Below are 22,405 nucleotides of genomic sequence, written 5' to 3'. Positions count from 1 at the left end.
TACGCTGGGGGCGTGGCAGAGCCCGATTCATTCTCGAGGCCGTCCAGGTCGGTGATCCGTGACCGCCTGGTCGAGGCCGCCGTCCAGGAATTCGGTGAGCAGGGCTACGACCGCGCAAGGGTGCAGGACATAGCCCGCCGAGCCGGCCTCTCCACCGGGGCGATCTACGGCAACTTCCGCAACAAGGCCGAACTGCTCGCCGAGGCGGTCGACTACGGCCTTGCGGCAGCCTCCCACAAGCTCGCTCAGGCGCTGAGCAGCGGTGCCCGACCCGCCGCTGTCCTCGCGCTGATCGTCACGGAACTCTCCGATCCACGCCGGCAGACCTGGGCGCCCCTGGTCAGTGAAGCGCTCACAGCCGCACGGCGGGACGCCGAGGTCGCCCGCCGGGTGCACGCCGCGCTGAGCCGGGTGGAGACCAAGCTGCGGGACCTGGTTGAACGCGCCCAGCAGGACGGCTCCTTCGGCCCGCGGATCGATGCGGCGGCCTGCGCACGCCTCGTGTTGTGTGTGTCCCTGGGAGTGGACGTACTCGCCGCCGTGGGGGCGGAAAGCCCGGACCACATGGCCTGGACCTCGCTGATGCACGTTCTGTTCGCAGGGCTGGGTCCTGCCGAATGAATCCGCACCGGCGGTGATGCGGACGCGAATCGGTGAAGTCACCGGTCTTGCCCTGGTCGGTGTGCCCAAGAAACCGGCGAAAAGCACTGGTCAAAGCAACCCGAGCGCGTTTCTTGAATTTCTCTGCGCCCCACGTGCGTTGACACCGCAAATGGTGCACGCCACTCTACCGGTGAGCCGCAGCAACGATGGTTCTTGATGCTTTGTCGGTCCCGCACCGATATCCGCATCGTTCCTTTTCTCGTCCGGCAACCACCTTTGGACACACAACGGGAGAGAGGCATGTCCCATCGAATTCTGTCCCTCACCGGCCCTCTGGCCGTCACCGCATTAGGGACCACTGCGGCACTGGTCGTCACGGCCGCCGCCCCGGTCCCCGCCGCGGAGCCGGCCGCGCCGGCGCTGCACCGAACCGCCGACGCGAGGACGACGACGACCGTCCGCTACGGGCCCTTCACCCTCCCCGCCGCGTCAGGAGACGACCACGGCGAAACCGGCAACCGCCTCGCGTTCAACATCGAGAAACCGTGCGAAAACTGCTTCATCACGGGCTTCAAGCCGAACCTCGTCTACGCGGACGGGTCGAACGCCAACGTCAACACCGGTCCGATGCTTCACCACGCGGTGCTGGGCACCCACGCGAAGAGCGACGTGGTCTGCGGCGGCCCCCAGCGTAAATTCGCCTCCGGCAACGAGCGAGTGGAGAGCGTTCTGCCCTCGGGATACGGCATCAAGGTGCGCCGGGGTGAGCGCTGGAACATGCTGTACGACCTCATGAACCATGCGCCCGAGCGCAAGAGCGTCTACATCACCTTCACCTTCACCCATGAGCCCGCCCCAGGCTCGCGGCTCAAGCCTGTGACACCGATCTGGATGGACGCCGGCGGCTGTCTCGGCAGTGCGTACGACGCTCCGGACGGTGTCAGCGAAAAGGTCAGGCGATGGCGCTCCACCATTTCCGGAAGGCTCGTTCATATGCGCGGCCATGTGCACCACGCGGGCCGCTCTGTGCGTACCGAGAACATCACAACGGGAAAGCTGCTGTGCAACATCATGGCGGAAGAGGGCGGAAGTCCCGAATTCATCGACCTCCACGGCCACACGGAGATCTCGGACATGCGGCCGTGCAGCGGCGACCCGCTCGGCACCATCGAGCGGGGTGACGTCCTGCAGATCAGCAGCAGGTACGAGAGCGCCCACTCGCACGACGGGGTCATGGGCATCATGGCCGGCTGGGTGGCCGAGGACTGATCAGTGCCGCACATGGAGGTGATTCCATGAGCCGGGACTCGCTTCGAGGACCGGTGCGCGGCTGGATGACGGGTGCCGCCGACGCCCTGGTCTGCCTGGTGTGGGCGGCCGGCGTGTGGGTGGCACTGCACCTGCAGGCCGCTCCAGCGCTGCGCGCCGTGGCACTCTTCGTGCACCTGGCAGCGCTGATCCTCGGGCTCGGTGCCGTGCAGGCCATCGACTACTACGGGCTGCTGTGGCTGCTGGGGCGGCGCAGTCTGCGTCAAGTGCTCGACTTCACCGGCCCGTTGCACGTGCTCGTCTGGTCGGGCCTGGCAGGAATGGTGATCAGTGGTGCCGTCCTCGGCCTGGACCCGGCGTCGGCAGCAACCCGGGTGAAGCTCGGACTGGTCCTCCTGGTCGCTCTCAACGGTGTGCACGCGTACGCTCTCCACCGATCCCTCGCCGGGCAGACGGGAGGACAGCTGGACAAACGGCTGCTGGTGCGTGCAGCGATCTCCGTCGTGGTGTCCCAGGCCGGGTGGTGGGGGGCTGCGGCGATCGGGTTCCTCAACAGCCAGGGCTGAGCGGCACCCGCCCGTGGGCCGGCGTGGCTGCCGGCCCACAGCACCCGCGGGGGCATCGCCTGCCCCCTCGCGGTGCAGCGTCCTGCGCCCCGAGAGCCAATCGGCTCAGGCACGGCGAGCCTCGGCCGTGCGGGCGGCCGCCGGTGGAAAATCGGCGGGAGGCGGTCTCGGGACGGGCCGCCGGCACCGCCCCACAGCATGAAGAGGTCCGGCCATGAAACCGTTCGACGACCCGCTGTTCCGGTCTCTCGCCGACGGGGCGCTGGAACTCATCAAGAACGACACCCCCGGCGTCACGCCGACGGCGACATGACCGGCGCTCCGCGCGGCGACGCGCCGGGGAGCGGCCGCTACGGCGAGGCCGTCTTCCGTCCCGAACAGGCGGGTGAGGGTGAGCGCATCGACTTCGGCGCCCTCGCCTACGACGACTTCACCATGGCGCGTCTGCGGGCACTCGGGGTCGGACCCGGGTGGCACTGTCTCGACGTGGGCGCCGGAACGGGCACGGTCTCCCGCCGGCTGCTGGACGAGGCCGGGGTGACAAGCGTGCTCGCCGTGGACCGCGACCTACGTTTCCTCACCGAGCGGCCCGTGCCCGGGCTCGAAGTGCTGGAGGCCGACATCACCGCCCCGGACTTCGCCCCCGGCCGGTTCCGGCTCGTCCACGCGCGCTTTGTGCTGATGCACCTGCCCGAGCGTGACCGCCTGATCACAGCACTGGCCGAACTCGTCGCGCCCGGCGGCGTGCTGGTGCTCAGCGACGCGGTCGACCTGACGAGCGACCGGACGCCCAGCACGCCGTACACGTCGGTGATGCGGGCGATGTGGCAGGGGCTGCGGGCCACCATCGGCACCGATGTCTCCTGGGTGCCGTCGTACCCCCACCTGCTGCGCGGGACGGGGCTCATGCCCGTCGCCGCCGAGATCCAGGTGCCACCGCTGCTGCCCGGCAGTCCCATCAGCCGCTTCTGGGCGGACACATGGGAGCGGAGCAGAGCGGCGATGCTCGCCACCGGCCTGGTCGACGACGCGGCCGTCGACGCGGCGGTGTGGTACCTGGGCTCGGACGAGTGCGCCGCGCTGTCGGCCGGCATGCTCACCGCCTGGGGATGGAAACCCCAGGAGGCCCCCCGCTGACCGAGCCCGACTGCACCTGCGGGCCGGATGGGGCCAGGATGACGTTGGGCGGCTTCACGTCCCGATGGATGACCCCAGCGGCGTGGATGGCGGTGAGCGCGGCCGCGGTTCCGGCCGCCAGCGCGTACAGGTGCGACCCGGCCAGGGGACCGTCGGCCGCCACGTGCCGGTCGAGGGTGAGGCCGGGTACGTAGGGCGTGGCCAGCCACGGCAGCGCACCCTCGGTGTCGGCGTCCAGGACCGGCACCAGGCATGGTCCGGTTACCCGCTGCGAGAGCTGCACTTCCCGTCGGAAACGGGCGCGGAACACGTCGTCGGCAGCCTGCGCCGGGTGGACGACCTTGACCGCCATCCGTTCCCCCGCGCCCGAGAGCGCGGCATAAACCGCGCCCATCCCGCCCGAGCCGAGCCGTCCCACGACGCGGTAGGGCCCTATACGGCGCGGATCGCCCTGCTGCAGCGGCTCAACACGGCTTGACACGCATCTTCTCCTGGTGATCAACGGCGCACATCGGCCGAAGCAGGGATGATTCTAGGGGCCGGTGCCATGTGGGCCTGCCCGCGCGGAGGCTCCTGAACGACTCTCCCGTCATCAGGCGTCGCCATAGAGCGGCTTCAGGGGCCCTTGGGTGCCGCTTCTTTCAGGGGTGCGCTATGGGGCGCGTCGGTTGTCATTCGGCCGCGGGTGCATCGGCTGTCAGCCTGCCGCTGTGGTAGGTCCAGGTCTGTGTGGTGTGTCCGGATGGGCAGCAGTTTGCGTCCCCTTGACGGTAGTAGCGGTCCTCAACGGTGATCTTTCCTGGGCTCATCTGCTTGATTTCCAGGAAGTTGGGAGGTTCCCCGCCGCGGGGCTGACGGCTGGTCAGCGTACCGAGGAGTTCCATGCGGCCGTGGGTGCCGTCGAACAGCATGATGCCCATGGCTCTTTGGCCGGCGGCTGTTGAGTCGTGGTTCGCGCACAGGACGGGGAGTGCTGCTTCGTCGTTCCCGTCGCCCGTGACGTCGCCGTAGGTGATCTTCTCGGTGTAGGCCGCCACATCCTGCGGCATGTTCTCTTCCGGACCGTCGAATGCCGACGGCACGTTGGTGGCTGTGCCGCCGTGCAGGCGTATGGGTGTGGGGGAGCGGCACAGGGATCCTGGGATCGTAGAAGAAGGCCAGTCCACGGCTCGCAGGTCGAGGGCGCCAGGAACGGGCGAGGCTTCGCCATGTGGTGTCGCCCGGTCGTGGAGCCACCGGTAACCGACGGCTCCCACAACCACCGCCAGGACTCCGGCCACCGCAACCAGCGCCCCCCTCCGCACCTGTGCTGCATTCACCGGCGCCCCCTGCTTCTACGGATCCCGCGCTGGAAGAACGACGACGCATCCGGCGCCGGCGGAAACTCCGGCTGAAGGCCGCCCTCCTCGGACCTTCCAGAGGCGGGCAGACCAGCAAGGTCCACCTCGCCGCCGACCGCAAGTGCCGCCCGCTGGCGTTCATCCTGACCACAGGCCAGGCAGCGGACAGCCCGCAGTTCATCCCCGTCCTGAAGAAGGTACGGGTACGCGGGCCCGTCGGCCGACCCCGCATCCGGCCGGACGCGGTCGCCGGGGACAAGGCGCACTCGTCCCGCGGAAACCGCGCCTACCTGCGCAAACGCCGTATTAAGGCGGTCATCCCGGAGAAGAAGGACCAGGCCGCCAACCGGAAGAAGAAGGGCTCCAGAGGTGGCCGACCCGTCAGCCACGACGCCGATCTCTTCAAGGAGCGGAACACCGTCGAACGCCTGATCAACAAGCTCAAAGCATGGCGAGGCATCGCCACCCGATACGACAAGACTCCCGACAGCTACCCCGCCGGTCTCCACCTGCGCGCCTCGATGATCTGGATCAAGGACCTCACCAGGACCACCCGATGATCACGACTCGATATGCCCCTAGGTGACGCGCTGAGGTGCCGGACGCCAAGGGCGGGCAGGAGTTGAGTCAACGGTCAACCAGCCGTGGACGCGGGGCCTCACCCGTGCATTCCGCGTCGGTGTCGTCGGTGCCGACCGGGCCGCGGGGAAGCATCCAGTCCAGCCACTTCGGCAGCCACCAGTTGGTCCGGCCGAGGAGTGTCATGGTCGCCGGTACCAGCACCATGCGTACGACCGTGGCGTCGATGAAGATCGCGGTGGCCAGGCCGAGCCCGAACATTTTGGTGGAGGGGTCCTCGGCGACGGCGAAGGACATGAAGACCGCCACCATGATGAGGGCGGCCGAGGTGATGATCCGGGCGGTGCGCGAGACGCCCTCAACGATCGCCGTGCCGTTGTCGCCGGTGCGCAGGTACTCCTCGCGTACGCGGGAGAGGAGGAACACCTCGTAGTCCATCGACAGGCCGAACAGGATGGCGAAGAGGAACATCGGGATGAACGACACGATCGGAACCGTCGCTTCCAGCCCGATGAGTGCGCCTCCCCAGCCCCACTGGAAGACCGCGACCATGATGCCGTAGGCCGCGCCGATGCTCAGCAGATTCAGCAGTACCGCCTTGAGCGGTACGAGTATCGAGCGGAAGACCAGCATCAGCAGCAGGAACGACATCGCCAGCACGGCGGCGACGAACACCGGCAGGCGTTGGCTGGTGCGTTGGCCCACATCGGACAGGCTCGCGGCGGCGCCGCCGATGTGGGCCCTGGCCGTGCCGTGCCCGATCGCCGTGGGCAGCACGTCGGTGCGCAGCCGGGCGATGGTGTCGGCCGTGGCCTTGTCCTGAGGGCTGGTGGTCGGGAACACCACGAGGGTCGCGATGCCGGTGGCCCGATCGATGTGCGTCGGCGCGACGGATGCGATGCCCGGATCCGCCGCGACCGCCCCGACGAGTCGGTCCAGCACTCCCGGATCACCGGTGGGGTCCGCGGCGATGACGAGGGGACCGTTGGTGCCCGGGCCGAACCCCTCGGCGACGAGGTCGTAGGCCCGGCGCTCGGTACGGCTGTGGGGCAGTGAGCCGTCGTCGGGCAGGCCGACGCGCAGGCCGAGCACGGGCAGCGTCGCCGTCAGCAGCAGCCCCGCCGCGCCGACCGCGTACGGCACCGGGTGCCGGCTGACGTGCCCGATCCAGCGCCGCCACCCGGCGGCGTGGGCGGCGCCTGCCGCCGTGTCCCGCCACCGTGCGAGTCGGCCCAGCTTCCTGGTCTGCAGAGCCCGGCCGATCCGGCCGGCCCGGGCCAGGCGCGGGCCCGCCGCGCCGAGGAAGGCCGGCAGCAGCGTCACCGACGCGAGCACCATCGTCAGGACGACGATCGAGACGGCAAGGCCGCCCACCGTCATGAACGGCACGTTCGCGACCGCCAGGCCGAGGATCGACACGACGACGGTGCCGCCGGCGAAGACCACCGGCCGCCCCGCCGTTGCCACCGCTCGTCCGGCCGCCTCGTGCGGATCGAGCCCGCGAGCGAGGTACTCCCGGTGCCTGGCGAGCACGAACAGCGCGTAGTCGATGCCCACTCCGAGCCCGACCATGCTGCCCAGGACCGGCGCGAAGGTCGGGACGTCCGTCACCCCCGCCAGTACCGTCATCGTGGCGACCCCGACAGTCAGTCCGAAGACCGCCATGCCGATCGGCAGCGCGGCGGCGACGAGGGAACCGAACGCCAGGAACAGGATCGCGGCCGCGGCGAGGAGGCCGATCAACTCGCTAACGCCGCCGTCGGGGTCGGAGAAGGCGTAGAAGAGGTTCCCGCCCATCTCGATGCGCAGCGGCAGCTCGGCGCGCAGCCGGTCGCCGAGATCGACGAGGGCGTCGAGGTCTTCGGCCGACAGCCGGCTCTGGTCGGGGTACTGCACCCGGACGACCGCGATCCGCCCGTCGGCCGAGACGAGGCCGCCGCGCACGGCGGTGTCCCCGCCCGCGTCGAGCGCCCCCGCCGGGTCACTCGTGCCGAGCACGTGCGGCAGCCGCTTCACCTCGGCCCGCAGCCGCGTGAGAGCGGTGCGCGCGCCGTCGTCGTCGAAGAACGTCGCACCGTCGTCGAGGGGGGTGACGACCACTTGGGCGGTCATCCCCTCCTGGCCGGTGCCGGCCCGCTCGATCAGTTCCGCGGCCCGCTGGGAGTCCAGTCCCGGAGCGGTCATCGAATCCGCATTCCGCCCGCCGAAGGCGACGGCGGCGAGGACGGCAAGCGTGGCGGTGATCAGCCATGCCGCGATCACCCGCCAGGGATGGCGGGCGGCGCTTGCGCCCAGGCGCAACAGGGCTTTCGAGAGCATCGGGTCCTCCAACCACCTCGTCGGCCGTCCTTGTACGGCCGCCGATGCCGAGGCTCGTCGCCACGGCGCTCCGCGGCATCGGCCTGCGGGCCGCGGATCCGTCGGCCCCGGGGCGGAGTGACGACCCGTCCTTTCGGCCGATGCGCGGCACGCCGCGCTCACTAGGCTGAGAACCGTGCTCCGAGACGACCTGCGAACCCTGTGGACCGAACCCCGGCCGCCCGACGCGCCCGCCCGGGTGTGGCGGGACTGGGCGCTGCTCGCCGCGGGCCTTGCCGGTGTGGCGCTGGAGGCCACCCTGCGCGAGAACGTCGTGTGGCGGCCGGTGGCGGTGGTGTTCGCCGTATGGCTGTGCCTGCTGCCCCTGTGGCGCCGGACCCGCCCGCTGGCGATGGTGACGCTCGCGTTCGGCTCGGTGACCCTGCTTCCGGTGGCCTCGCTCGTCGCCGCACCGCGCGAGCCCGTCGGCCTGTACACCGGCGCGGTCGTGCTCGTGCTGGTGTACGCGCTGACCCGGTGGGGATCGGGACGCGAGATCGTGCTGGGCGGCGCGGTGATCCTCGCGGTCGGCGCGCTGTGTGTCGTCACGGACGAGACCCCGGTCGTCGAAAAGGTCGTGGGCCTCGTCTTCCTGCTGCTGCCCGGCGTGGTCGGGGCTGCCGTGCGGTTCCGGGTGACCGCTCGCGAGCGGCAGTTGGAGCAGGTGCGCTCCCGGGAGCGCGAGCAGCTCGCCCGGGAACTGCACGACACGGTGGCCCACCACGTGTCGGCCATGGTGATCATCGCCCAGGCGGGCCGGGTGCTCGCGGGCACCGACCCGTCCGCCGCCGTCGAGGCGCTGGAGGGGGTCGAGGAGGAAGGGGCGCGCACGCTGGAGGAAATGCGCGCCATGGTCGCCGCGCTGCGCGACCGCGGGGTCGGCGCCGAGCTGGCGCCCCCTGCCGGAGTCGCGGATCTGGAGCGCCTGGTGCGCACCCCGGGTGGTCGCCTCAGGGTCGATCTGGGGCTCGACGACGAACTGGACGCGCTGCCCCCGGCCGTGGACGCGGCCGTCTACCGGATCGTGCAGGAGTCGGTGACCAACGCGCTGCGCCATGCGGTCGACGCGACTGAGCTCGTCGTTCGGGTCGCCGCGGAACGGCACACGGTACGGGTGAGCGTGCGCGACAACGGCCGGCGCACCGGCCGGGGTCGCGACGGATACGGACTTACCGGACTGCGCGAGCGCGCGACCCTGCTCGGCGGCACACTACGAGCCGGCCCGGGTACCGACCGGGGCTGGCATGTCGAAGCCGAACTGCCGAGAGCGAGGAGCGAGAGCGGTGTCCATTCGCGTCCTCGTCGCTGACGACCAGACGATCATCCGCACCGGGTTGCGGATCATACTGAACGCCCAGCCCGGCATCGAGGTGGTCGGCGAGGCCGCCGACGGGCGGGAAGCGGTACGTCTGGCCCGCGAACTACGCCCCGACGTCTGCCTGTTCGACATCCGCATGCCCGTACTCGACGGGCTCGAGGCCACCCGGCTGGTCGCCGGCCCGGGCGTCGCCGACCCGCTGACCGTGGTCGTCATCACCACGTTCGACCTCGACGAGTACGTCTACGGCTCACTGCGAGCCGGCGCCCGCGGATTCCTCCTCAAGGACACGGGACCGGACCTTCTGGCGCAGGCCGTACGGTCGGCGTCCGACGGTGAGGCGCTCATCGCGCCCAGCGTCACCGTCCGTCTGCTCCAGGCATTCGCGGATCTGCCCGCCGGCCGGCCCGTGGCCCAGCCGGTCTCCCCCGTCACCGCCCGCGAGGAGCAGGTGCTCCTCGCCGTCGCTCGCGGGCTGACCAACACCGAGATCGCCGATGCACTGCACATCAGCCTCAGCACGGTGAAGACGCATCTGGCCAGCCTGATGGCCAAACTCGGCGCCCGCAACCGGGTCGAGATCGCGATGTGGGCCTACGAAACGCGCCGTATCCTCCCCGGAACCTGAGCCGGGTGCCGGGCCATGTCCCATGAGTCCCCGCCCGGACATCAGCGCACCGGTCGACTCACGTCGGCTCCACGTGCCTCACCCGCCCCAGAGCGTGACGTACCAGGAGGCCGGAACCGGGACGGTGAGACACCCGATACGACAAGACTCCCGACAGCTACCTCGCCAGTCTCCACCTGCACGCCTCGATGATCTGGATCAAAGACCTCACCAGGACCACCCGATGATCACGACTCGATACGCGCCCTAGAGGAAAGCCACCGCCGATGCGAGCACCTGGTGCGTCAGAGAGTTCCGTCGGCGACCGTGCGGCCCCGAATCGCAAGGCTGTTCATGGGCTGGTCCGTAGGCGGGCCGCGGTCAGTCGTGCCCCGCACAGACGGCTGCAACTCGAGGCATGCTCAGCCCAGGAAGGCGCCTGCGCCTGAGGCGCCTGCCAGGACGCTGGCGGAATAGAGCGGCGCATGCTCGGTGTTGAGCGCGGTCAGCGCTACCTGGACGTCCGCCGCCGGGTGCGGGGCCGGCTGCCGTCCGGGACGCGCGGGCTGGGCCGCAAGATGCCTGGCGAACGTCACTCAAGTGCTTGCAGCTGCTGATCGCGGCGATACGTGGCGACCGCCCCAGTCCGCCGGTGCGTTCGGCGCATGTCTGCCTGAGGCCTCGGGGTGTCCCACTCCCGCCAGCGCGGCGACCACGGCGTCGTTGGCCTCGCGGGGGCCGATGGTGATCCGGAGTCCCTCGCCGGGGTAGTGGCGGACCTGAACCCCGGCCGCGGTGAGTGCGGTGGCGCCCTCGTCGACCGGATCGGGTGCGGGCAGCCAGAGTGAGTTGGCGTGGCTCGGGCGTACGCGCCAGCCGAGGCCGGCGAGTGCGTGCCGCAGCCGTTCGCGCTCGGCGACGACGGTGTCCACGCGCCGGCGCAGCTCGCTGCCGGCCCGTAGGGAGGCCTTGACCGCTTCAGTTGCCACCGCGTTGATCCCGAAGGGCAGTTGTTGTCCGCGGATGCGCGCAACCAGGTCTGGGGCGCCGAGTCCGTAGCCGACCCGGAGCGCGGCGAGGCCGTAGGCCTTGGAGAAGGTGCGTAGGACGAGCAGGTTGGGAAACGTGTCCAACAGAGCAGGCGCGTCCGGCAGGGCGGTGTGGCGGGCGAACTCCACGTATGCCTCGTCGAGCAGCACGGAGATGTGTCGGGGCACCTGCCGCAGGAATGCCGACAGTGCGTCCGCGGTGATGAGGCTTCCGGTGGGGTTGTGGGGATTGCACAGCACCACGACGCCGGTGCGTCGGTCGAGCGCCGCGAGCAGGGCGCCCAGGTCCTGGTGACCGTCCGGCGACAGGGGCACGGGGAGGGGATGCGCGCCGACCATCGTGGCCAGCAGGGGATAGGCGTCGAACGTGCGCCAGCCGTAGGCCACCGTGTCGCCGGGGTGGACCACTGCCTGGAGCAACTGCAGGGCCACGCCCACCGATCCGTTTCCGACGACGACGCGGTCGGAGGTCACCCGGCACCATGCGGCGATCCGCTCGGTGAGTTCGTCGGGATGGAACGGCGGGTAGCGGTGGGCCTGTGCGACAGCCCGGTGCATGGCCTCGCGTACCGAGGGCAGTGGGGGATACGGGCTCTCGTTCAGGGCAAGTCGGTGCAGTACGGGGATGTCCATCGCTCAGCACCGTCCACCGTGCCAGCGCACCGCGACGGCACCGGCGAAGTCGCCGGCGTGGGCGAATCCTCCGAGCACCACCAGGTTGCCGTCCTCGACCTGCCGGGAGCCGATCGCGTGGTCCAGGGTGATCGGGATCGCCGCGCCGAACAGATTCCCGCACGTGTCAAAGGTGTTCAGGTGCCGTTCGGCCGGCAGCTGCAGCGCCTCCCGCCAGTTCCGGAGAAAGGTGCGGTTGGGCTGGTTGGTGATGAGGACGTCGATGTCGGTGGTCGCCACGCCGAGCCGCCGGCACAGGTCCGCGACCACCTCGGGGACGAGGCGGTTCCCGCGGGCAAGGACCTTGGCGACGCTGGCGTCGGTGAACCCGATCCGCAGCTGGGACTCTCCCGGTTCCCAGTACTTACGGCCGTCGTCGACGGCTACGGTCATGTCCCCGGCGTACTCGCCGATGTGCCGGGTCTCCACGTCGAGGACCGGTGCGTCGGACGACGTCGTCACATACCCCACACCGCAGCCGTCGCCCGGGATCGCGGCCTGGGCGAGCCTGCGCACCTCGGACTGGGTGAAGCACTGACCCGCGGCGCTTTGGGCGTTGCAGATCAGGGCGGTCTTCGCATCGGTGGTGGTGAGGATCTGCCGGGCCAGCTTCAGCATGTACACGAAGGAGGCGCAGCCCGCGTTCGCCACGTCCACGAGCCACTCCGGGTTGAGGCCCAGTCGGCGTGCCACCTCGGTGCCGGCGCCCACGAACGGCAGGTCCGGCAACTGGCTGTGCACCAACAGCACGTCGACGCCTCGGATCTCTTCCCTGCCGTGCCGTTCGATCAGAGGCTGCACTGCGCGTTCGACCATGTCCGCGTTGGTCTCGTCCACGGCCACGTGGTGCCGTGACGGCGGGACCTTGAACATGGGGTGGTTGCGGAGCTTGTCCTCGGCTCCGGGGTACTCGGTGTAGAACTCCGCGGGGACCGGCTCGCCGGGAAGGTAGCTCGCGACGTCGGTGAGGCTGACCGTTGTCATCGCGCCACCGCCCGCGCCGGAGCCACGCTCACCGGCAGGCCGTTGCGGTGGCGGTGTTCCAGGATCGCCTTGAGGTTGTTCATCTCCACCGTGTGTCCGGCGTAGAAGAGGTCCCAGTAGTCGCCGACCCAGGGCCGGTCCGGGCGGGGCGCCTTCTCGGGATGCGGGTTGGCGTCGTAGTAGGGGTGCTGGCAGTTGGTCCAGGTGATCACTGAACCCGGCCTGTCGAGCACCAGAGGGGCCGGGACGACGCGCATCAGGTAGATCATCCACAGCTTCTCGCCCTGGTCCCAGGAGCAGTGGTAGTCCACGGTCATGGCTTCCGGGTTGGCGACCACCTTGCAGTAGATCCTGGTGTCGTCCTCGAGCCGGTCGTGGCCGATCCACAGCCCCGGTGTGCCGGAGGGCGCGAAGTCCCGCAGACTGCAGGTCCACTCCTCCAGGTGGTGCCCCTGGCGCAGGTAGTCGTAGGCCGCTTCAGGGGGGCAGTCGACGTACTCGTGGATGGTGCAGTACTGCCCGTAGACCTGATGGTGGGGGTACACGGCGTGGGTGAGCTCCATGCAGTGGGCGGTCAGTTCCTCCTTGCCGGAGTTCTCGATCCGCATCAGACCGGGGATGTCAGCCAACGTGGACGATTCCTCGTTCATCTGAACCCTCCTTGTTCTCGGTGCCGTTGGTGCTCTCGGTGGTGTCGGTGAAGGATTGGAAGGGAAGGAACGGCGGGATCTCCCGCGGGTCGCAGTTCACCGCGACGAACGCCGGACCGCCGGATGTGTTGCCGCGCAGCAATGCCGTATGTAGCTGCGACGCGTCACGGGCCCCTGTGGCGTCGAGGGACGGGAAGGCGGCGGCCACCGCGGCGGCGAGGTCGGTCCGGGCGAACAGGTCGTCGTTGCGGACCCCGCCCTGGAGGAACTCCTCACGCAGCGCGCACATGGCGTGGGCGTTGTTGTTGAAGATCACGAAGGTGACGGGTGCGGCGTACTCCACGGCGGTGTGCACTTCCATCCCGTGCATGAAGAAGGCCCCGTCTCCGGCGAGGACGTAGGTGCGTCGACCGGTGGCGAGCGCGGCGCCGATGCCGGCACCGAAGGTGTAGCCCATCCCGCCCATGCCGACCGCCACCACGAAGCGGCCGTGGCGCGGTGCCGGGAGCAGATGGACGGCGCTGGCCCCTGCGTTACCGGCGTCCACGAAAACATGTGCGTCCTGGGGGAGTGCCGCCTCCACCGCGGTGACCGCCTGAACATATTGGATATACGGGATGTTCTGCCCGCGGGACTGAGAAGGCGGCCTCGGCATGCGGGTGGGAAGGGGACCGGAGTGGGGCGGACAGGGACGAGGGCCGGGCGGCAGGCGGGCAGTCACCGCGCGCAGCGTGTCCCGCAGGTTCCCGCCCAGCGCCGTAGCTGCCACGAACGGCGGTTCCGTTCCGAGGCAGACGACGTCAGTGGTGGCCAGGGCCCGCTCGAGGCCGCCGCGTGCCAGGAGCGGCAGGCGGGTACCGACCAGCAGGCATACGTCGGCTCGCCGCAGACAGTCTTCGACGTTGGCGTGGCCCATCACTCCGGCTACGCCTGCGAATCGGGGATCACGGTTGTCGAAGACGTCCTTGGCGTCCGGAGTGACCGCCACCCATGCCCCAAGGCGCCGGGCCAGTTCGGCCAGCTCCGTCCGCGCGTCGGCGGCAGCGAGACCTTCACCGGCGATGACGAGGACGCGGCCAGCCGCGCGAAGGCTGTCCGACACGGAGGTGAGGGCGGCTTCGTCGAGCCGCGCCGCCGGTGCCGTCGGCGTGTGCGTGGGCGTCGGTGTCGGCGTGCACGGTGTCGAGCCCGCGCCGCGGCCGGGCACCTGGATCTGTGCCTGCTGCACGTCCTTGGGCAGCAACAACACGGCCGGCCCGGGTGGATCGGCCTGGGCGGCTGCCACGGCCCGGGGCAGCAACTGCGTGAGCGAGTCCGCGTCATCCACCCGGGCGCAGAACCGGGAGACCGGCGCGAAAACCTCCCGGGCATCGAAGGAGCCGGCCTTGCCGCTGGAGTCCTGGAACGCCCCGAGGCCTTCCTGGCCGGTCGGCGGCTGGCCCACCAGAGCCAGCACGGGCACCCGCGAGGCATGGGCTTCCGCCAGACCCGGTAAGAGATTCATCGCCCCACCGCCCGACGTAGCGGCAACCACGCCGAGACGCTGGGTGGTACGTGCGTATCCGTCGGCCATGGTGACGGCGGAGAACTCGTGCTTGGCGACGATGCCGCGTACGGCACTGCAGCGGTGCACGGCGTCGTACAGGTCCTCGATGTTCGCGCCGCCGACGCCGAACACGTGACTGACGCCGGCCCTGGCGAGTTCTGTGACCAGATGGTCGACCAGGCGTACCGTTTCACCCTCGCGTTCACCCTCGCGCAAGTTCGGAGTCGTGCTGGTCATGCGGGGCTCCTCTCCCCCTCGTGGTGCCGGTCGATGAGGCCGGATGGCGAGATGATCTGAAAGCGGTGCCGGTATTCCTTGGGGGTGAGTCCCAGGGTTCGCCCGAACGAGCGGAAGAACGTCTCGGTCGCGGTGAATCCGCAACGGCCGGCTATCTGGCTGATCGTCAGGTCGGTGGTTTCCAGCAGCTCGCGTGCGCGGGCGATACGCGTCCGCTCCACGTACTGGCCGGGTGTCGTGCCCACCTCGCGACGGAAGACCCGGGCAAAGTTGCGCAGACTCATATTCGCCTGCCGCGCGATCTCGGCCACGGGAAGCGGGTGGTCCAGGTTGCCCAGGATCCACTCCTGTGCTGCCCGGATCGGCGGATGGTCGGCCAACTGGGCGTCGAGGACAGCGCTGTACTGGGACTGTCCCCCGTGCCGCTTGAGGAACAGCACCAGAAACCGTGCCGTCTCCAGCGCGAGCGCCGCACCGTGATCGGCCTCCACCAGGGCCAGCGCCATGTCGATGCCCGTCGACACGCCCGCGGAGGTCACATAGGGACCGTCCCAGACGAAGATCGGCTCGGCGTCCACCGTCACATGCGGATAGCGGCACGCCATGGCCTCGCTGTACGCCCAGTGGGTGGTGGCGCGTCTGCCGTCGAGAAGGCCCGCCTCGGCCAGCAGAAAAGATCCGCCGCATACGGAGGCGATTCTGCGCGACCGGGCTGCTGCCCCGCCGATCCAGGAGACCAGCTCCCGGTCCCCGAGCGCCTCGTGCAGACTCCAGCCGCCCGGCACGAGAAGCGTGTCGATCGGCCCGTGCCCCGCCTCCAGGGGTGAGGCTTCCACCACCACTCCTGAACTCATGCGCACCAGCGGTGCGTCGGCGGAGACGAAGTCGATGCGATAAGGGACGCCCGAGGGGTCGAGGAGCCGGTTGGCGGTATCGAACACTTCAATCGGTCCGGTGATGTCCAGGGCCATCGCACCCGCGTACACCACCACAACAACGCGTCGCTCCAACACGGTCACAGCCTGTATCGACCGTCGCACTGGCTGCAATGACAGATTACTGACGGATCCGGCCAACAAGCGGTCTGTGGACGGGGAAGAGGGGTGCTGGCCAGGCAGTTCGCCTGTCCGACCGAGCAGTGCTGCGTGAGGCAGCTCACAGGGCGTTGGTGCGGGGGCGCGGCCGCTGGTTCTCGCGGTCGCGTCGGGTGGCGCCCGTGGGCCAAGTGGCTGTCGGATGAGTCCGCTTGCTCAAGCCGATGGCGCTGGGCCCATCTGCCGAGCGCGGCCTCTCCGGAAAACTTGACTATCTCAAATATTGCTGGCTACAGTCGGGCGCATTGCTTGAGGTTGGCCAGCTTCGAGGTTCTTAAGTAGTTCACCGACTCCATCGACCACTTCGGCACTCCGGCCATCCTCAATCAACCGACCGGCTGAACCCGCAGCTTCTGGCGAAAGGCATGTCACGGTGAAGACCTCCGACCCCAGCGACCACGCGTCCGTTGTGACCGCGGTCGACCACCGCACGGCGGTCCTGGCGGAGACCGCCCGATTCGTCGCGGCGGTCACGAGCGCCGACCTGGCGACAGCGGTGCCCAGCTGCCCCGGCTGGACGCTGGCCGACTTGATCAAACACACAGGCAGCGTGCAGCGCTGGTTCTCGGTTCTGTTGCGGGCGCGCATCCAGGAACCTCCACGGAAGCGCGATGTGGACCTGCGGCTCCCGGACCAGGAGGACGGTTACATCGACTGGCTGGCCGAGAGCGCGACCGTGGCCGCGGACGCTTTCGCAACCACCGACCCGAACCTGCCGATGTGGGCGTGGGGCGTGGACCAGCACGCACGCTTCTGGGCGCGCCGCATGCTGTTCGAGACCCTGCTGCACCGCACCGACGCCGAGTTGGCGCTCGGCCTCCGGCGCACGATCGACCGCCCGGTCGCGGTCGACGGCGTCGATGAGTTCCTCGTCAATCTGCCGTTCGCCACCTTCTTCGCCCCCAAGGTCGCCAACCTGCGCGGCCCCGACAAGACCATCCGCTTCCGAGCCACTGACGGCGACGGCGACTGGCTCGTCCGCCTGCGGCCCGACGGCTTCGGAGTCGATACCGCCCACCCCTCCCGGGACACGGCCGATGCGACTGTCCGGGGATCTGCGGCCGACTTGCTCCTGCTCGTCTACGGCCGCCTCCGCCATGACGCGGCGGCCCTTGCGCACGAGGGCGACGAGGCCCTGCTGGCCCACTGGTTCGCCAACTCCGCCTTCTGAATACGGCACATGGGATCCGAGTCGGGCCTCCCACCTGACGCGAGCCCGACGCGTCCGCCTGCCGGTCCCGGAATCAAGTACGCGACCTGTCATGTGAGAGGCCGGCAGAGTAGGCGAGGATCGCCGCCTGGACCCGGTTGCTCAGGCGGAGCATCCGCAGGATCCGGCTGACTTGTGCCTTTACTTGAGACTCCGTCAGGCCGCGGCATGTGGCGATCTCGGCGTTGGACAAGCCCTCGGCGATCAGGGCGAGGATCGTGCGCTGCTCCTCCGGCAGGGCACGCAGGCGCTCCTGCGCGCTGGAGACCGGTGAGACCTCGGGAGGGGTCAACCTCTGGATGAGCGAGCGAGTCATCGACGGGGAGATGATGGCGTCGCCGCTCGATACCGCTTTGACGGCGTTCATCAGGTCGTACGGCGAGACGTCCTTGACCAGGAAGCCGTCGGCCCCGCTTTTCAGGGCCGCGAAAAGGTATTCATCCAGGGCATAGGACGTGAGCATGATCGTGCGTGGCGGCTGCGGAAGGAGCGCCATTTCGCGAGCCACGGCGAGTCCGTCCATGACGGGCATACGGACATCCACGATGGCGACGTCCGGTTGATGCCGACGAGCAGAGTCGAGGGCCTGCGCACCGTCGGTGGCCTCGGCGACCACGGTGATCTGGTCATCCGATTCGAGTACGAGGCGGATGCCCTGTCGTACCAGTGCCTCGTCGTCCGCCAGCAGTACCCGGATCATCGAAGCCCCCAGGAGGACACGGCTCCGCGAACTCCCGCGCACCCCACGGCGTGCCGACCGCGGTGGAATCGGCGGCAGCATCGGCTGGTATGCGGGCAACGAGGGTGAACCCGCCTTGCGGTGTCGCAGAGGCCCGCATGGTTCCCCCCAGCGCGGACACCCGCTCGCGTATTCCGATGAGTCCGTGGCCGCCCCCGAGCGTCGACGCCGTCACCGGCTCCGGCGGACGTCCGTTGCGGATGCAGACGTCCATGCTCTCTGCGGACACCGCCACCAGCACGCGGATCTCGGCTCCGGGGGCGTGCCGGACCGCGTTCGCGATTCCCTCCTGGATCACCCGGTACGCGGCCTGCTGCGCCGCTTCGCCGGCTTTCTGGGGCTCTCCGCTGACCTGACACGTAGCTAGTACGCCGACGCGGCGTACTTCGTTCACCAAAGCCTGAACGTCCCGCTGCCACGATGCGGCGCCGACCACCTGCGAACCGGCAGACGCCGCTCCCTCCCCGTCCCCGTCCTCGCACCTCAACGCGTCGAGCAGGTCGCGGAGTTCGCCCATCGCACGTCGTCCCAGATCGCCGAGGAGACGGGCGCTTTGGTGCGCAGGGGACTCCTTGGGCTCACTGATTTCCAGAGCTCCTGACTGGATGACGATGAGCCCCACGTAGTGGGCGACTACGTCGTGGATGTCCCGGGCGATCCGTGCGCGTTCCTCCAGCCGCGCGTTCCGCGCGGCCAGGTCTCGTTCCCGCTGAAGTTGTTCCGCCCTGTGCTGCAGGCTGCGAATAAGGGCCCGATGCGTGCGAACCGTGGTGGCTGCCAGCGCCGGGGCGAGGAGCATCGGCACCAGATAACCCACCGCGGCGTCCTGAACGAACAGCAGCACTGGAGGACGTTCCCCGGTGAACAGCAGGAAGTCCAGGACGGGAACCCCCGCCCCGGCAAGCGCGACCGCCACCGCCCAGCGATTACGCCCCCGCACGACCAGGGTGTAGAGCGCAATGGGATAGGTGATCCCGGAACCTCCCAGCCATAGATCGGCGAGCGAGGTCGCAGCCAGGACCAACGGCAGCCGACGCCTGGTCAGAAGGGAGAGAGCGGCGAGGATTTCCGCGACGGTGATCGCCACGAAAAGGGCACCGGAGGATGTCCCGCTCCCGGGAGAGGACTCCATACGCCAGAGCGGCTGGAACACCAGGGCTTGCAGCAGGCCGTAGGCGAGCGCGGCCACCGCGAGCACGGCATCGATCACGAGGGCCCGACTGATCGTCAGCCGCTTCTGGTTTCGGTGCGGCCGGTGCTTGGAGCGCCTCGCGGGCAGCTTCTCTCGCACCAGCAGCGGTTCGCCCCGCTGCTCCACGGATCCTCGCATCCTCCTGACACCGAATGCCATCGCCGTCCTCCCTGCCGACTTCCCGTCGCGCCGGAGCCCGAGGGTTGGGCCTCCCGGTTGGCGGCCCGCTCGCCCCACCCGGCAGTGGCATGTGGCGAATGGTAAGCCCCGGGTCTCCTGCGCGACGGGATCTGCAGCCCACCGGCTCGGCTACCTCACGTTCACCGCGTCCCATGCCTGGGCGACGGTCTGTGCCTCGATGCTGTCCTGGCCGAACAGGTCGGTCGCAGCCTGCAAAGTGCCCTCCCGTGCATTGAGGAAACCGGTGTTCGAGGTGAAGTACGTCGTCACAGCCCGGAACCAGATCTGCTCGGCCGCCGCCGTCCCGATGCCCCTCACCTGGGAGTTGTCACACGTGGGGCTGTTGCCGAACTCGGACTCCCCGCTGCCGTTGACCAGGAGGAAGAAGAAGTGGTTCGACACTCCGCCTCCATCGTGCGGGTCAAGCCGGCCGACATCGGGGGAGAAGCAGTCGGGCGACCTTCCGTCCCTGGAGGGCCGGTCCATGAAGCGCTGCAACTGCTTCTGCTGGGCATTGCCCTCCAGATCCTCACCGAGGAGGAAATCCGGCGGGTCGTTCGGGTTGTTGGTGAAGAACTCCGCCATCGCGCCGAAGATGTCACTCGTGGACTCGTTGAGCGCCGCCGGCTCGCCCTGTTCGGACAAGGCGTTGTTCGACAGAGTCACCAGGTGGCCCATTTCGTGGGCGACGACGTCGAGTTCGGTGAGCGGCTTGACGTTCTGGCCGTCCCCATCCCCGAAGACCGCAGTGAAGGTCTGCGGGTCGGCGAAGGCGTTGACGATCCCGCTGCCGTAGTGCGGGTAAAGGGTCGGGCCTCGCCCGTCACCGCCGAAGCCGTTGCGACCGAACGTCTCCTGGAAGTAGTCCCACGCCTGGGAGGCTCCGAAGTGCACGTCCGCCGCGACCGTTGCACGATCGACGGCGTCTCCCGTCCCGAAGGTGTTGTCCTCGCTGACCACGGGCGCGGCTCCAGGCACTCCCAGCGGGTTGCCGTTGTCGCCGCCCTGGCCACCGCCGTCACCGCCGTTGCCGCCCCCGTCACCGCCCCCGTTGCCCTCTTGACCGCCTCCGTTGCCGTCCTGGCCGCCGTCAGCGCTCTGGCTGCCCCCGTTGGCGTCCTGACCGCGATCACCGTCCTGACCGTTGTCGCCCCCCGGCGGGGGGATTTCCTCAGGCTGCCTGCCTTGCTGGCCCGCCCCGTAACAGACCGGCACTCGGTTCAGGCAGTATCCCTCGGCATCCCTTGGCAGCACCGGAAGAGGCCCCACCCCGAAGGCGGTTCCGTCCCCTGTGGCTGTGGCTGCGGCTGCGACTGCGCCTTCGCCGGGTCCGCTGCGTTGCCCGCCGTTCCCGGGACCGCTCCCATCGCCCTGGGGGTCCTGCGGACCACCAGGGTCGGCGGGTCCGCCGCCACCGTCACCACCTGGCCCGCCGTCACCACCGTTGCGGCAGTTCGGGTCCGGATCCTGCGGTGCGCACTGGTTGTTGGCGTCGAGGGTGGTCATCCCGCCCCGGGTGGAGTCCGTGAGCTCGAACCCACCCCGACTGCTGGGATTCGTCTCCAGCGTCACCTGCCCGCTGTAGAGGGTGTTGCCTGCACCCTGCTCCTGCAGGTACCGGTCGCGGGTACCAAGGACCTTCCCGTTCTCCGCGTCGACGTAGGTGTGCACCTCGGCGGGTGTGCCGTCGGCGTGGACGCCGCGGATCACGTTCTCGTAGGCGAGCCGGGGTTGCTTCTTCCCCGCCCACACGACAAGCCGTGATCCCGCCCGGGCCTCCCGGGCCGCATCCTTGCCCGAGCGGGCAACTCCCTTCTTGCCCTTCCCGCCCGGCGCCGACTCCCGGAAGGAGGCGTGCTTGAACGCGCTCGTCCACGCGTCTTCGACGGAGAGCGCAGGCCGAGTGCCGAAGTCGGGCGCCGACGTGAGCATCTGGCTGATGCCCTTGAGCCCGCCGTCACCGGTCATATGGAGAACCAGGTCGCCGCCGATGACCGGCAAACCCTTGTAGTACCGGTCCATCCGTATGTGCCGGTCTCCATTTTTCTCCTGTTGTACTGCCCGCGTACGGAATGTCTGGCCCCGCGCGTAGTGCGACGTGGCCGGATCACTCTTGAGCGCTTCGTAGGCCAGAGTGCGGATGTCCGTTGCCCTCGCGTCCGGCGGGTTGGCCGACGCGTTGAACGCTATGACGGTGATGCAGGAGCCCACGAGTCCTGCGGCCGCTATGAGAGAGGCCGGCCGCTCGAACAGGGGAGGCCGTCGTCGTCTGGTCATGTGAAGTCCTCGGGTTGATCGGTGGGTTGGTCGGGGGTTGGTCGTGATGACCGCGATCTGCCGCTGCGTCAAAAGCGGCGTGGCCTGCAGTGGGGAGCCACAACGGGTGGCGTTTCACCACCGCTGGTGGCCCCCTGCCGGATGTGAGGAATTCAAGGACCGACGAACGTCTCGGGGATCAGCCTGAAGGAGGAACCGAAAGACAGGGACGGCCTCAGCCCGAGGCCGTGCGGCACCCCCAGAGCCTCCAGCCTGGACGGGCACCGACCGGCCGACTGTGGGCCGCTGTCACTGCAGGCCGAACGGACCGGACGTACGGTGGAGTTCACCGAATCCTGCGCCCAGCTCTGACCTGCCCGCGGCCCTTGCGGCGCTCGTCGGCAACTCCCCGAGAGAAGGATGGTCGCAGTGCACATCGCCGAGCGGGATCTGCACCTGCACTACGAGGACGGCGTCCGCCGGGCCCGGCACACTGCGTCGGACACCTCCGGCGGTGAGTGCCCCTACCCGGGCCTGGCAGCGTTGGGGGAGGGGCAGGCCCGGTGGTACTTCGGCCGGGACCGGCTGACCGCCGAGCCGAGAAAGCCGAGATGGCCAAGCTCCGCCGGGAGATGCACCGCCGGGTGCCCGGCAAACGGCCACTGTGCTCGTCCGGTTGAGGTGACTCCTCTCCCGGCTGAAGCCGGGGGCTTCTCGTTACGCCGGGTTGGCGTCGCGAAGGACCAGCCCGGCCCGTAGAACGTTGAGAGCGCCTACCGTGTCAGCGTGCGCGTGGTGGCCGCACGAGATGCAGTGGAA

The 22,405-nt window shown here is 69.3% G+C and carries 18 protein-coding genes and 1 pseudogene; 8 read left to right on the top strand and 11 right to left on the bottom strand.

Annotation, left to right across the window (positions count from 1 at the left end):
• The first annotated feature begins 12 nt into the window (after nt 1–12).
• The 4 genes from F7R91_RS37520 (at nt 13) to F7R91_RS37505 (ending at nt 3,575) form a co-directional block, all read left to right on the top strand.
• Nucleotides 13–621, top strand: a complete 609-nt coding sequence (locus F7R91_RS37520; RefSeq protein WP_150957734.1) for a TetR/AcrR family transcriptional regulator — start codon at nt 13–15, stop codon at nt 619–621.
• Between the two features lie 282 nt (nt 622–903).
• Nucleotides 904–1,872, top strand: coding sequence for a hypothetical protein (locus F7R91_RS37515; RefSeq protein WP_191971814.1), 969 nt, complete (start codon nt 904–906; stop codon nt 1,870–1,872).
• A 26-nt stretch (nt 1,873–1,898) separates the two neighbouring features.
• Complete coding sequence (locus tag F7R91_RS37510) at nt 1,899–2,438, top strand: hypothetical protein (RefSeq protein WP_150957730.1); 540 nt, start codon at nt 1,899–1,901, stop codon at nt 2,436–2,438.
• A gap of 309 nt (nt 2,439–2,747) precedes the next feature.
• Entirely contained in the window at nt 2,748–3,575 is an 828-nt protein-coding gene (locus tag F7R91_RS37505; protein WP_150957728.1) for a class I SAM-dependent methyltransferase, read from the top strand.
• Here F7R91_RS37505 and F7R91_RS37500 read toward each other — a convergent pair.
• Entirely contained in the window at nt 3,535–4,056 is a 522-nt protein-coding gene (locus tag F7R91_RS37500) for a protein kinase domain-containing protein (RefSeq protein WP_150957726.1), read from the bottom strand. The two genes, F7R91_RS37505 and F7R91_RS37500, sit on opposite strands and share 41 nt — an antisense overlap.
• A gap of 190 nt (nt 4,057–4,246) precedes the next feature.
• On the bottom strand, nt 4,247–4,657 hold the full coding sequence (locus F7R91_RS43340; RefSeq protein WP_225321016.1) for an LppP/LprE family lipoprotein: 411 nt from the start codon (nt 4,655–4,657) through the stop codon (nt 4,247–4,249).
• Nucleotides 4,658–4,929: 272 nt separating this feature from the next.
• Between F7R91_RS43340 and F7R91_RS37490 the strand changes: the two are divergent.
• Nucleotides 4,930–5,475 (top strand): annotated as a pseudogene (locus F7R91_RS37490) (IS5 family transposase); the annotation flags it as partial.
• A 67-nt stretch (nt 5,476–5,542) separates the two neighbouring features.
• Here the strand turns inward: F7R91_RS37490 and F7R91_RS37485 are convergent.
• Complete coding sequence (locus tag F7R91_RS37485) at nt 5,543–7,813, bottom strand: MMPL family transporter (RefSeq protein WP_150957722.1); 2,271 nt, start codon at nt 7,811–7,813, stop codon at nt 5,543–5,545.
• A 175-nt stretch (nt 7,814–7,988) separates the two neighbouring features.
• Here F7R91_RS37485 and F7R91_RS37480 point away from each other — a divergent pair, with 175 nt between their 5' ends.
• Together F7R91_RS37480 and F7R91_RS37475 are read left to right on the top strand one after the other, a co-directional pair.
• Complete coding sequence (locus F7R91_RS37480; protein WP_150957720.1) at nt 7,989–9,161, top strand: sensor histidine kinase; 1,173 nt, start codon at nt 7,989–7,991, stop codon at nt 9,159–9,161.
• Nucleotides 9,136–9,798: a response regulator gene (locus F7R91_RS37475; protein ID WP_150957718.1), complete on the top strand. Its 663-nt coding sequence runs from the start codon at nt 9,136–9,138 to the stop codon at nt 9,796–9,798. Before F7R91_RS37480 ends, F7R91_RS37475 begins: the two co-directional genes overlap by 26 nt.
• A 575-nt stretch (nt 9,799–10,373) precedes the next feature.
• Here the strand turns inward: F7R91_RS37475 and F7R91_RS37470 are convergent.
• The 5 genes from F7R91_RS37470 to F7R91_RS37450 are packed head-to-tail and all read right to left on the bottom strand — an operon-like array spanning nt 10,374 to nt 15,928.
• Nucleotides 10,374–11,459 (bottom strand): histidinol-phosphate transaminase, encoded by a 1,086-nt coding sequence (locus tag F7R91_RS37470; RefSeq protein WP_150957716.1) that lies wholly within the window; start codon nt 11,457–11,459, stop codon nt 10,374–10,376.
• A 3-nt stretch (nt 11,460–11,462) separates the two neighbouring features.
• Nucleotides 11,463–12,482, bottom strand: coding sequence for a 3-oxoacyl-ACP synthase III family protein (locus tag F7R91_RS37465; protein WP_150957714.1), 1,020 nt, complete (start codon nt 12,480–12,482; stop codon nt 11,463–11,465).
• Nucleotides 12,479–13,132 carry an SRPBCC family protein gene (locus F7R91_RS37460; protein ID WP_150957713.1) on the bottom strand — a complete coding sequence of 218 codons (654 nt, stop codon included), beginning with the start codon at nt 13,130–13,132 and terminating at the stop codon, nt 12,479–12,481. Before F7R91_RS37460 ends, F7R91_RS37465 begins: the two co-directional genes overlap by 4 nt.
• Nucleotides 13,104–14,915, bottom strand: coding sequence for a thiamine pyrophosphate-binding protein (locus F7R91_RS37455; protein ID WP_150957710.1), 1,812 nt, complete (start codon nt 14,913–14,915; stop codon nt 13,104–13,106). The genes F7R91_RS37460 and F7R91_RS37455 overlap by 29 nt, the downstream gene beginning before the upstream one ends.
• Nucleotides 14,912–15,928: a GlxA family transcriptional regulator gene (locus F7R91_RS37450; protein ID WP_225321015.1), complete on the bottom strand. Its 1,017-nt coding sequence runs from the start codon at nt 15,926–15,928 to the stop codon at nt 14,912–14,914. The genes F7R91_RS37455 and F7R91_RS37450 overlap by 4 nt, the downstream gene beginning before the upstream one ends.
• A 454-nt stretch (nt 15,929–16,382) precedes the next feature.
• On the opposite strand from F7R91_RS37450, the gene F7R91_RS37445 reads away from it, so the two are divergent.
• Complete coding sequence (locus F7R91_RS37445; RefSeq protein ID WP_150957708.1) at nt 16,383–17,180, top strand: maleylpyruvate isomerase family mycothiol-dependent enzyme; 798 nt, start codon at nt 16,383–16,385, stop codon at nt 17,178–17,180.
• A gap of 73 nt (nt 17,181–17,253) precedes the next feature.
• Here F7R91_RS37445 and F7R91_RS37440 read toward each other — a convergent pair whose 3' ends face one another.
• The 3 genes from F7R91_RS37440 to F7R91_RS37430 form a co-directional block, all read right to left on the bottom strand.
• Nucleotides 17,254–17,919 carry a response regulator gene (locus F7R91_RS37440; RefSeq protein WP_150957706.1) on the bottom strand — a complete coding sequence of 222 codons (666 nt, stop codon included), beginning with the start codon at nt 17,917–17,919 and terminating at the stop codon, nt 17,254–17,256.
• Nucleotides 17,846–19,276, bottom strand: coding sequence for a sensor histidine kinase (locus F7R91_RS37435; protein WP_191971813.1), 1,431 nt, complete (start codon nt 19,274–19,276; stop codon nt 17,846–17,848). Before F7R91_RS37435 ends, F7R91_RS37440 begins: the two co-directional genes overlap by 74 nt.
• A 183-nt stretch (nt 19,277–19,459) precedes the next feature.
• Nucleotides 19,460–21,607, bottom strand: a complete 2,148-nt coding sequence (locus F7R91_RS37430) for a M4 family metallopeptidase (protein ID WP_150957702.1) — start codon at nt 21,605–21,607, stop codon at nt 19,460–19,462.
• Between the last annotated feature and the right edge of the window lie 798 nt (nt 21,608–22,405).

It is taken from the genome of Streptomyces luteolifulvus (assembly GCF_008806595.1).
GTDB classification, from domain to species: Bacteria; Actinomycetota; Actinomycetes; order Streptomycetales; family Streptomycetaceae; genus Streptomyces; species Streptomyces luteolifulvus.
This window is presented reverse-complemented; position numbering and strand designations above follow the sequence as displayed.

What these genes read in the sequence shown, in the direction of transcription:
- F7R91_RS37515 (WP_191971814.1), top strand. Translation starts at nt 904, where the DNA reads ATGTCCCATCGAATTCTGTCCCTCACCGGCCCTCTGGCCGTCACCGCA.
- F7R91_RS37455 (WP_150957710.1), bottom strand. Translation starts at nt 14,915, where the DNA reads ATGACCAGCACGACTCCGAACTTGCGCGAGGGTGAACGCGAGGGTGAA.
- F7R91_RS37510 (WP_150957730.1), top strand. Translation starts at nt 1,899, where the DNA reads ATGAGCCGGGACTCGCTTCGAGGACCGGTGCGCGGCTGGATGACGGGT.
- F7R91_RS37460 (WP_150957713.1), bottom strand. Translation starts at nt 13,132, where the DNA reads ATGAACGAGGAATCGTCCACGTTGGCTGACATCCCCGGTCTGATGCGG.
- F7R91_RS37430 (WP_150957702.1), bottom strand. Translation starts at nt 21,607, where the DNA reads ATGACCAGACGACGACGGCCTCCCCTGTTCGAGCGGCCGGCCTCTCTC.
- F7R91_RS37470 (WP_150957716.1), bottom strand. Translation starts at nt 11,459, where the DNA reads ATGGACATCCCCGTACTGCACCGACTTGCCCTGAACGAGAGCCCGTAT.
- F7R91_RS37465 (WP_150957714.1), bottom strand. Translation starts at nt 12,482, where the DNA reads ATGACAACGGTCAGCCTCACCGACGTCGCGAGCTACCTTCCCGGCGAG.
- F7R91_RS37485 (WP_150957722.1), bottom strand. Translation starts at nt 7,813, where the DNA reads ATGCTCTCGAAAGCCCTGTTGCGCCTGGGCGCAAGCGCCGCCCGCCAT.
- F7R91_RS37505 (WP_150957728.1), top strand. Translation starts at nt 2,748, where the DNA reads ATGACCGGCGCTCCGCGCGGCGACGCGCCGGGGAGCGGCCGCTACGGC.
- F7R91_RS37440 (WP_150957706.1), bottom strand. Translation starts at nt 17,919, where the DNA reads ATGATCCGGGTACTGCTGGCGGACGACGAGGCACTGGTACGACAGGGC.